9 protein-coding genes are annotated in these 9,320 nt (G+C 37.2%); 2 read left to right on the forward strand and 7 right to left on the reverse strand.

The annotated features are described in order from the left end of the window. Positions 1 to 95: 95 nt before the first annotated feature. The 5 genes from L3C95_RS16385 to L3C95_RS16405 form a co-directional block, all read right to left on the reverse strand. Positions 96 to 1,073, reverse strand: a complete 978-nt coding sequence (locus tag L3C95_RS16385; protein ID WP_236389140.1) for a GNAT family N-acetyltransferase — start codon at positions 1,071 to 1,073, stop codon at positions 96 to 98. A gap of 114 nt (positions 1,074 to 1,187) precedes the next feature. Next, on the reverse strand, positions 1,188 to 1,445 hold the full coding sequence (locus tag L3C95_RS16390) for a hypothetical protein (RefSeq protein WP_236389142.1): 258 nt from the start codon (positions 1,443 to 1,445) through the stop codon (positions 1,188 to 1,190). Between the two features lie 92 nt (positions 1,446 to 1,537). Further along, entirely contained in the window at positions 1,538 to 2,368 is an 831-nt protein-coding gene (locus tag L3C95_RS16395; protein WP_236389143.1) for a hypothetical protein, read from the reverse strand. 220 nt (positions 2,369 to 2,588) lie between these two features. Continuing rightward, positions 2,589 to 4,124: a phosphoethanolamine--lipid A transferase EptA gene (eptA, locus tag L3C95_RS16400; RefSeq protein WP_236389144.1), complete on the reverse strand. Its 1,536-nt coding sequence runs from the start codon at positions 4,122 to 4,124 to the stop codon at positions 2,589 to 2,591. Beyond that, positions 4,105 to 4,932 carry a phosphatase PAP2 family protein gene (locus L3C95_RS16405; protein ID WP_236389145.1) on the reverse strand — a complete coding sequence of 276 codons (828 nt, stop codon included), beginning with the start codon at positions 4,930 to 4,932 and terminating at the stop codon, positions 4,105 to 4,107. Before L3C95_RS16405 ends, eptA begins: the two co-directional genes overlap by 20 nt. 573 nt (positions 4,933 to 5,505) lie before the next feature. Between L3C95_RS16405 and L3C95_RS16410 the strand changes: the two genes are divergently transcribed. Together L3C95_RS16410 and L3C95_RS16415 are read left to right on the forward strand one after the other, a co-directional pair. Further along, the gene (locus L3C95_RS16410) at positions 5,506 to 6,552 is read left to right on the forward strand and encodes a sensor histidine kinase (protein WP_236389146.1); all 1,047 of its coding nucleotides are present in this window, start codon (positions 5,506 to 5,508) and stop codon (positions 6,550 to 6,552) included. A gap of 1 nt (position 6,553) precedes the next feature. Continuing rightward, positions 6,554 to 7,273: a LytR/AlgR family response regulator transcription factor gene (locus L3C95_RS16415; protein ID WP_236389147.1), complete on the forward strand. Its 720-nt coding sequence runs from the start codon at positions 6,554 to 6,556 to the stop codon at positions 7,271 to 7,273. 331 nt (positions 7,274 to 7,604) lie between these two features. On the opposite strand, the gene tnpC is transcribed toward L3C95_RS16415, so the two are convergent. Both tnpC and L3C95_RS35250 read right to left on the reverse strand, forming a co-directional pair. Beyond that, positions 7,605 to 9,092: an IS66 family transposase gene (gene tnpC / locus L3C95_RS16420; RefSeq protein WP_236389148.1), complete on the reverse strand. Its 1,488-nt coding sequence runs from the start codon at positions 9,090 to 9,092 to the stop codon at positions 7,605 to 7,607. Between the two features lie 50 nt (positions 9,093 to 9,142). Continuing rightward, positions 9,143 to 9,310: a hypothetical protein gene (locus L3C95_RS35250; RefSeq protein ID WP_410683267.1), complete on the reverse strand. Its 168-nt coding sequence runs from the start codon at positions 9,308 to 9,310 to the stop codon at positions 9,143 to 9,145. Positions 9,311 to 9,320: the final 10 nt, after the last annotated feature.

A 9,320-nucleotide genomic window follows, 5' to 3' on the forward strand; every position in this document is an offset into this window, starting at 1 on the left:
AAAATTTAAATTAGCATTGATTTGCGAGGAGAAATGAAATTGAAAAAGCGATAAATACTGATTTTGGTCATCGTTCCCGGCCAGTACCATCGGGATCACCGCCAGTCATCAATCAAATATATGCCTGCTCTATTGTATCCTGGTTCATTAGGACGCTCCATGGCAACCCCCTGGAATTCTGTACGAAAACCGCTGTTAAGCAGGTGCTGGTACGCCTCCTGTCGGCCGGTGTTAACACCAGCGACTATTTTTTGCAGGCCCTTTTCAGCAGCCATTTTTTCACAGGCCTTCAGCAAGCCTTTAAAGTCCTGCCCGGCGTTTGCGCCTGAACGCACCGCTCCAAATTTGATGTAGCAGGTGTCGCTTCCCGCTTCTGTTCCAGGTCCGCTATGGCACACCGCCAGTCCCACTAGTTTTGCATCCTCCCAAAGGAGTACAGTGTCACCGAGCCCTTGCACGGCCACGGATTGAATTTCCCCGGTTACATCCAGTCCTTCGTATATCGTATCCGTCAATTGCCTGCAGGCTAGAAGTGTGGATCCCTGTTCGCCTTCCGGCACGTCTGAAAACTTTGATGATTGCAGTTTATCTTTTGCCTGTTCCACCGGTTTGAACATGATGGCAGTAAGGAATCGTGGCCAAAAGCCAAACTTCTGATAAAGATTTACATGCTTGGCACTTTGTGCAAAAGTGAAAAGACCCGCATGCTTTATACCCCATTTAGCAAAGCTTTCCATAATAGGCTCCATGAGGAGTTTTGCAGCTCCCTGGTCCCAATATTCGGGATGAACAGTGAGGGGGCCAAAAAAACCAACGCTGCCCCAGTTACTGGCAAAGTTGGTACCTACCAGTTTACCATTGACTTCTGCAGCAAAGGCAGCATCAGGATTGGCTTTCCAGCGAGTGTGTACATAGCTGGCATCTCCCATAAAAGAGGTGGGTTCCGGTAAGCAAAGGAAAGTGCCGAACGCCAGGCGCATAATGTGGTCAGCAGCTGGTAATTCACTTTCTTGAAGTGGGCGGACATGGGTGTCAAGGTTTGGTTTTGTTATAGTAGATGGTTGGGGTGTCATATAGTAGATTTTCTTTTGCGTTCTAATTAACGTAAAAAGTACGATTAAAAAGCTGTTACTCTTCCTGATTCTTCGCCAGTTATTTCAAATTTACCAATTTGCTTATTCATCTTTTTAACTAATCCCATTTTTCTTTTCTGATCTAAAATTAAATACTGTGCAGGTTGCTAAGTGGGGCGTGGCAGCGTTTCGCCCCCCTGTGCCATACTCCATTCTTCCGATTCTGCCTTTAAAAGAAAAAGGGCTTTTAGACATGATGGTATCTTGAAGTGAACGATGAGAAAGCATTAACGTTGCCGTATGCAGGCAAATTAGAACAAATACTTTAAATTTTGGCTTGATGCGCTTTAAAAAGCCGGTTACCAATGCCATCTTATAACGCCTATTTAGCTGTGCCTATATTGCAGCTTTATCGATTTTGAACAGTTCACCCTACGAAGCTTATTTGTCAGCGGTAGTTATTTTTAATACGAGTGTAATCTTATGATTTGCCCATCATAATTTTTAATTTCTTCTTTAAGGCTTATAGCTGTGTGTAGTAAACATGCAACACTGATAATTTCACTTTCTCTTTTTTCAATTTCATACAATTCCATAGGCATCGTATAAGAAGATTTACCATCGTTGGCTCGACGAAATTCAATCACTTTAGGAACCAATTGCATAGTTTCATTATTATACTCCTTTGATCTTTCTAATTCTGATAATGCCAATTTATGAAAGTAGCTATTAGACTTTGAATTGATATCGTTAATTAGTTGTGCTATCTGTAAATTCTCATCATCAGTTTCATGGCTTTTATAGTAATACTTGTTCAGAAAAATCGTCAATTCACCACAATAGCAAATAACATAATTTAAAAAACCATTTAACTCATCAGACCCGCAGCTATCTTCAATCCACTGATCTGTTAATGAGTCGTAATCTCCTAATAAGCCATAAAAATATCTTACTTGTGATGTAGTAGTGAATTCATAGAATAAATCTAAACCATAATTGCGCATTTCCTCATGCGTTCTATCACTTATACTGAAATATTCAATATTTGGATTTAGTTTTTCAGTTCTTTCATAAAACCAATTGAATAAGCTCCAGAGTTCATCGGTTGACAGCAGTTCAATTTTCCCATCTATCTTGTTTGTTATATTATCGAACTGCAAATTCTTTTTAAAATTGCTCTGATTTTCAAAGAGGTATTGTTTGTAAGAAAATTTATCTTCCTGTTTAACCAAAGTAGATAGTTTAGTTCTTGCAATTTCCTTATTGAATTTAAAAAAGTATAATTGTTCTGACATTGTCTATTTATAATTATTGAAATCCGTCAAAAGTTAATTTTTCAGGATACATCGAACTAATACCCTCCGCTTCTTTTCAATATCTCCGCTCCCGTACGCATAATCCAGCTTTAAAACGTTGTTCAGTCCCTTGTCCGGCAGGTCATTCATATTTACCTGGTCTTGATCATAGATAGCTCGTTTGGCTTCCAGTTTTCAAGTTTACTGCTGTACCCCGTTTTCATTTCGCGGAAAAAATGTTCAATTCCTCATTATAAACAGGGCTTTGTACACCCAAAAAATTCAAAACACTGTGAAATACATGGTTTTGTGACAATGAATTTTCTGTCTTCAATTGTTTTAAACTGTTATCAGATGTCCAAACTATAAAAGGAATTTCATATTGTTCTTTCGGCGCCAGGCTTAAAGGCAAACCATGCATGTATAGATTGTTTTCTCCTAAAGATTCGCCATGGTCGGAAACAAAAATCATTGCACTTTTATATTCCTTTAATTGTTTTAAATCTTCAATTACATTGTATAGAATATAATCGGTATAACCAATCGTATTGTCATAAGCATTGACCAATTCCGTATTAGAACATTTTGCTAGTTCAACACTATTACAGACGGGCTTAAAAGTTTCGAACCGAGGCGGATATTTCTGGCTATACTCAGGTCCATGACTTGTACTTGTGTGTAATACAATCAATACCTTATTTTTTGTACTTGCTGCTATTTGCTCTTTCAGGCCCTTCAGAAGAACTTCATCATAATCGCATCCATCGCCTTTACAATCTTTCATCAGCGCTTCTTTGTTCAGGTAATTTTTTATATGAACAGGTGGTTCTCCCCAGTTTGTAGTTCTCCAGACAACCTCTACGCCATTTCTATATAAATAATTGGGCAAAATCTCATACAACTCGCCGGTATTTTTATGTTCTAAAATACACTTTACACCTGCAGTAGTGTAAGTGGCGCAGGAGGTAGCATTAAAATGAAATACACCAGGGGTCTTTGAAAGAAATGGATTTGTATTTTTACTGTACCCGTATAAAGAAAAATTTTCCCTTCTGGCGGATTCTCCTATCACTAAGACTACAACCGATTTCCGGTTATCCTTTATGGCAGCATCTGGCAATAATATTTCTTTTTCATTTTCCTGGTGTTTATGTATAAAAAACAGAGAAAGATTTACTGTGTAACTCCATGGCATTGCAAGCCCGCCTAATACTTTCGAATTTTTATCAACCCATAACCAATTTTTGGAATTGGCAAATGCTACAATTACCATAAATAATAAACTAGCTAAAGCGATGATGAAAAATCGCTTTAGTGTTACATTTACTATTTTGGCTTTAATAATAATAATGCCAGGAATAACACCAAGCAGCATTATATAGAGTAGTAATTTTATGGAAAAAAAACCAGATGCCTCAGCATAATTGGTATTTAGCACATTACCCATCATTTCTGCATTTATTATAACACCGTAAGTATTAACAAAGTAAACTGCAATTGCGCTGACAATAAAGAATAATACCACGATGATTTTTCCTACAAAGCGTAATAGATAGAACATCAAAAAAAAGGAAAAAGCATTTGCGACCGGCATTAGAATAATAAAAGAAATAATAATGGTAATGCCATTAAAACTTTTATAATCAATATTATCAAAAACAAATTTGAAAAAGGGAAAATGAAAGAATAAGAAGTTAAGACAACCTAATAATAAAGAAAGATGAACAATTTTAATATTATCTTTTAATAAACGCATAAGCCATTTTATAAACTGGAACAATCAAGCAAATTAATGCAAGATACAATATTATTAAATTTTTATTAAATATCTTACTGACTAATGACACACCACTAGCCAGTATTAATAAAATAAAAATCGGATAGTATTTTTTATTGTTAACCCAGGCCCAGATTTTATATTTCCGGCTGATAAAGATTCCTGCCAGTCCAGAGATATATCCGATAATACTGCCAATAATAACATCAAGCGGATAATGCGCTCCTACGCCTACCCTTGTAAACGCAATAGTTAGTCCAGCCATGATTGTAAAAAGAACCCATAAAATTTTATAGGGCAACTTTTCGGGCATAAATGCAAACAACAAAACAGTAAACGTTGTAAAGACCGTAATTGAGTGTCCAGAGGGTAAACTGGCATACCCAACAGCTTTTTTTCCGATGATAATAAAACAATTATTATCAAACACCACAGCAGGTCTTGGCACCCGAAATAAATTTTTTAAACCGACAGAAAATATAAAAGAAGCCAGCGATGCCGATATTAATGACTCCCACATTTTAGGCGCATACAAAATGAAAATACTTAAAACAGACAAAATAATCGAAGCATCTCCTAATTGGGTAAGATTATAGATGATATCTGGGAATTGGCCTAAATTATAATTAATAAAAAAGAAATTGTCCTTTTGAATCTGTACATATTTATTGGTATGTAACGAATCATTGTGTTGTAAAAACAAAATAATTGCGATTAACAAGGATATGGGCAAAAAAAATAAGCATGGTTTGAGTTTAGAATAATTATTAATGACCTTTACGTTCATTGCACATTAGGATTTTTTCTACAGACCTGTTTCATAAATCACCAGATAACTTGTCCAACATCACTTTTCAGGATGTGAACGCTGCTGCCTGGCTAACATCGCCAGCAAGTTGAATAAAGTCTGTATCCTATGAGATCATTGGACTTATTAGATATTGTGCCGCTAAGGGTAACTCTCTCCTGCGAATATGCATGGACAACAAAGGCAAAAAAAAGTACCAGAGAGGACATAGATCCTGCTTTCATTTATTATGGGTTAGCGTTAAATGTTAATATTTTCGGCTAAAGTATATTTTTGTCGACTCCGCATATTTTATATATACAAAATGCCCTACTCTATATATTAAAGCAGCCATTACATCTAGTAAAATAAATCGCACAATAAGATTTAAGCGAAAGAAGCTGTATTTTCAAAACAAATTATTCCTGGTTAGATGGAAACCTTAGTTTCGCTTTTAGAAAACGTTTACCATCTTTAAATCTTATTTTGGTCTATAATTAATGTGCTTTTGTATAGTACAAGATTTATATTCTTTGCGTATTGCTACATTTGCCAGAAACCTAAAATGGGTTTATGAATAAAACTTTATACACAAAAACTATAGATGCCAATTGGATGATCCAGTTGATCATTTCAAAAAAATACCGATTTCAACGTCATTTATTACCGATCGTATTTTGTATTGTTGTTTTGTATTATAGTCCGGCGGACTATGTAGAACCTTCTGAAACCTATAATCGACTGGTCATTTTTTTTCAGATAATTTTGTTGGCCTACGGTAACATATATTTTTCCGTGCCTAAATTTTTATTTAGAAAAAAATACCTGAGTTATGGTCTTTTTGTGCTTACAAGCATGATTCTTTCGTTTTACGCTCATGAAGTTTTTTCCTTTTATTTTAAACCTGATTTACTGCCTTACGAGGATGACAGTATCAACTTTTTTACCTTTTCCTTTATGGTCATGATGCTTATTACGGCATCGGCAGCAGTTAAATTATTCCAGCAGTGGATATCTGATGCGCAGCTGATTCATGATCTGGACCTGGCAAAAACTAATACCGAACTGGAACAGCTCAAGAATCAAATCAATCCGCATTTCCTTTTTAATATGCTTAACAATGCCAATGTTCTGATTGAAGATGATCCTAAAAAAGCTTCGCAGGTTTTGGTGAAACTAAGTGACCTGCTTCGTTATCAGCTTTATGACAGCTCGAGAGATAAAGTTCTATTAACTTCAGAAATCCATTTTTTAGAAGACTTTTTAAACCTGGAAAAAGTTAGACGGGATAATTTTAATTTCTTAATATCCAAGGAAGGTGAATTGAGCGGTGTTCAGGTTCCTCCCTTATTATTTATTTCATTTGTCGAAAATGCTGTAAAACACAATAATGACTCAGCGAAATTATCGTATGTAAATTTGTTTTTCGATGTTCGTCATACTGCGCTATTTTTCAAATGCATAAACTCAAAACCCGCTGTAAAAGCAGTTAATAAATCCGGAGGATTAGGCCTGGCCAATATTAAAAGAAGATTGGAACTCCTGTTCCCTTCTTCACATGATTTAAAAATAGAAGACAATTCGGAAACGTACTGCATTACCTTAACTTTAAAATACTAAAATGAACTGCATAATAGTTGATGATGAACCATTAGCAAGAAAAGCAATCCAGAAACTGGTTTCTCAGACAGAAAATCTGGAGTCTATAGCCTCATTTAATGGCGCAGATGCTACAAGAGAATTCCTGGCAAAAAATGCTGTTGATTTAGTATTTCTTGATATTCAAATGCCGGGAGTGAATGGAATTGAATTTGCCAGAACTATTCCTAAAAAAACTTTAGTGGTGTTTACTACCGCTTTTCATGAATTTGCTTCTGAGAGTTATGAAGTAGACGCTATTGACTATTTGATCAAACCTGTAAAATTAGAACGCTTTCAAAAAGCAGTTGAAAAGGCACAGACGTATTGCAAATTATTCCATAATGATTATATAAACAGTAATATAGAAAACATAACCGACGATTATATTTTCGTAAGAGCAGACCGCAGAATGTTCAAAGTACATTTTAGTGACATCCTTTTTATCGAAGGCTTAAAAGACTATGTGGTTATTTATTTAGAAAATCAAAAAGTGATTACGCTGATGAATATTAAAACTATTAATGATCTGCTTCCAAAAAGTTTCTTTGTCAGAGTCAGCAAATCTTATATAATCAATGTAAATAAAATAAATTCTGTTGATAACAATACTATATATATAGGGAAGAACGAAATACCGATTGGCAATGTTTACAGGGATTTCTTTTTTAATGAATTTGTAACCAAAAAGATTTTGAAATAAGTAATAAAAGGGGCTATCGCATTTGTCTAAATAGAATATAAGCTCATCAGGAGTATTCCAGTGGGGAAATTTCCCCTGCCGGTGTCATATTGGAGGAATGCACCATGTCGTACCGAAAATTAGACTTAAGTAAGTTTATTTCTTTTTTTCAACAAATTCTTCCTTCATTTCCTTTCCATCATCATTGGTATCCATGGCAGCTGCAGCTGAGTTGCCATTGGTGGTATCGGGCAGGTGCATCCTGTTTTCAAGCGCGTTCCTGTCCAGTTTTGTAAACGAAGCTCCTGTATCCCTACGAGCAACAGCATCTATGTGGTAATTCAGGAGAGGCTTAACTTTGCTTAAGTTTCCAGTTATGTGGAAGAAGTTCTTTGATTCGGTTTACGGGATAGCTGGCTATTCTACTGAGAACGTCCTGTAACCATTCGACAGGGTCAACCTTATGCATTTTACAAGTCCCAAGCAAGCTATATAGCATTGCGGATCTTCTCGCAGCCTCATGTGAGCCCGCAAACAGATGATTTTTTCGACCCAGTGCTATAGGTCTTATAGAGTTTTCAATCGGGTTGTTATCTGGTAACAGATGTCCTGTTTGAGCATATGCGCATAGTTTATTCCATCTTTTTATGCTATAAGCCAGTGCTTGTCCAATTGGGCTCTTAGGAAGGACTTGTGGATACTGGTTAATCATCCATACCCCTAACTCAGCGAGGATAGGAACAGCCTTCTCAAAACGGTGAGATTTACGATCTGCTATATCATATGCCTGAGCATTGCATTCCCGCTCTATTTCATAGAGTAGCTGTATTTGCTGAAGAACATGCTCCGCACGGGTGCGATCATGTTCCAGCGCATCTACAAAATATCTACGCGCATGAGCCATGCAATGGATGAGATTTATTCCACTGCTTTCGGCAATCGTATCGTAGATCTGGTAACCATCCGTCTGGATTGTACCTTTAAATTTTTGTAACATTTGTGTGGGGCCATCTTTATTGCGCCCCTCCTGGTAGTCGAAGACTACCAGCTTGTTTATACTGTCCTGATAGGCCCAAAAGAAGCCTCGATGAGTTTTTCCTTTCTTATCCTTGTCCAGTACTGGCATGGGACTCTCGTCGCACTGTATGTAGTCAGCATTAAGTACCTGATCGACGAGAGCTCCATAAAGAGGGGTTATCAGGTTAGCCGCAGCACCAACCCAATCCGTCAACGTCGAATACGGAAGTTTTACTCCGGAACGCTCAAAACGTTGCATTTGACGATGCAGGGGCAAGTGATCAACAAATTTATCGATGATCATTTGAGTTAACAGCCCCGGTCCTGCAATGCATTTCGGCAATGGCATGTCTGGCAATGGTGCTGTTATTATCTGGGAGGAATCTGCATTAGATTCCGGTGCCAGATACTTGGGCCGGATGTATCGTTTAACATATAGTTCTGCAGCCTTGTATTCCAAAACTTCTGTTTCCAGTTGCCCAATCCTCTTGCTTCCTTGTGGAAGATCTATCGGGTCTATAATAATTTCCTCTCTGCGTAAGTGATCGGGTAATTTATTTCTACCTGGGTGCTGAACCGGATCCGTATTGATTTTGTTACGGGTATAGGAGATTTTCTGGGCACTTATAATACTGCTGGTGGCCGTTTGGTCAGCTTTCATATCCAGTGATAATTGCTGTACTGATGCCTCTGTGGAAACAAACTTCTCGTGACGGCTACCAAAGATCATCTTCTTCAATACGGCCAGCTCGTGCTTTAACTGGCTGATGGTTTGTTCAGCCTGTTCATAACGTTCCTTATAATCAATGTTGGGGTGTTGCATCGTTAGGTGCAATGTTAGCCAATCATTCTGTAAATATTGTTAGCGCGATGTTAACGTGCTGGCATTCTTTGATTATATCGTTTTCGATAGTGCACCTTTTCCAGACTAATCCCCTGCAAGATCAATATCAGCTGGCTATAGTTAATCACCACATGTGTTTGATCGTGCAGGAATGGTGGTAATTCAAACGTACCTTCCTCCAATCGTTTATGAAAGATGGCAAAGCCA

The sequence above is a fragment of the Chitinophaga filiformis genome (assembly GCF_021646545.1).
Taxonomy (GTDB): domain Bacteria; phylum Bacteroidota; class Bacteroidia; order Chitinophagales; family Chitinophagaceae; genus Chitinophaga; species Chitinophaga filiformis_A.

Coding starts and splice junctions, on each gene's coding strand:
- L3C95_RS16385 (WP_236389140.1), bottom strand. CDS start 1,073: ATGACACCCCAACCATCTACTATAACAAAACCAAACCTTGACACCCAT.
- L3C95_RS16390 (WP_236389142.1), bottom strand. CDS start 1,445: ATGGCATTGGTAACCGGCTTTTTAAAGCGCATCAAGCCAAAATTTAAA.
- L3C95_RS16395 (WP_236389143.1), bottom strand. CDS start 2,368: ATGTCAGAACAATTATACTTTTTTAAATTCAATAAGGAAATTGCAAGA.
- eptA (WP_236389144.1), bottom strand. CDS start 4,124: ATGCGTTTATTAAAAGATAATATTAAAATTGTTCATCTTTCTTTATTA.
- L3C95_RS16405 (WP_236389145.1), bottom strand. CDS start 4,932: ATGAACGTAAAGGTCATTAATAATTATTCTAAACTCAAACCATGCTTA.
- L3C95_RS16410 (WP_236389146.1), top strand. CDS start 5,506: ATGAATAAAACTTTATACACAAAAACTATAGATGCCAATTGGATGATC.
- L3C95_RS16415 (WP_236389147.1), top strand. CDS start 6,554: ATGAACTGCATAATAGTTGATGATGAACCATTAGCAAGAAAAGCAATC.
- tnpC (WP_236389148.1), bottom strand. CDS start 9,092: ATGCAACACCCCAACATTGATTATAAGGAACGTTATGAACAGGCTGAA.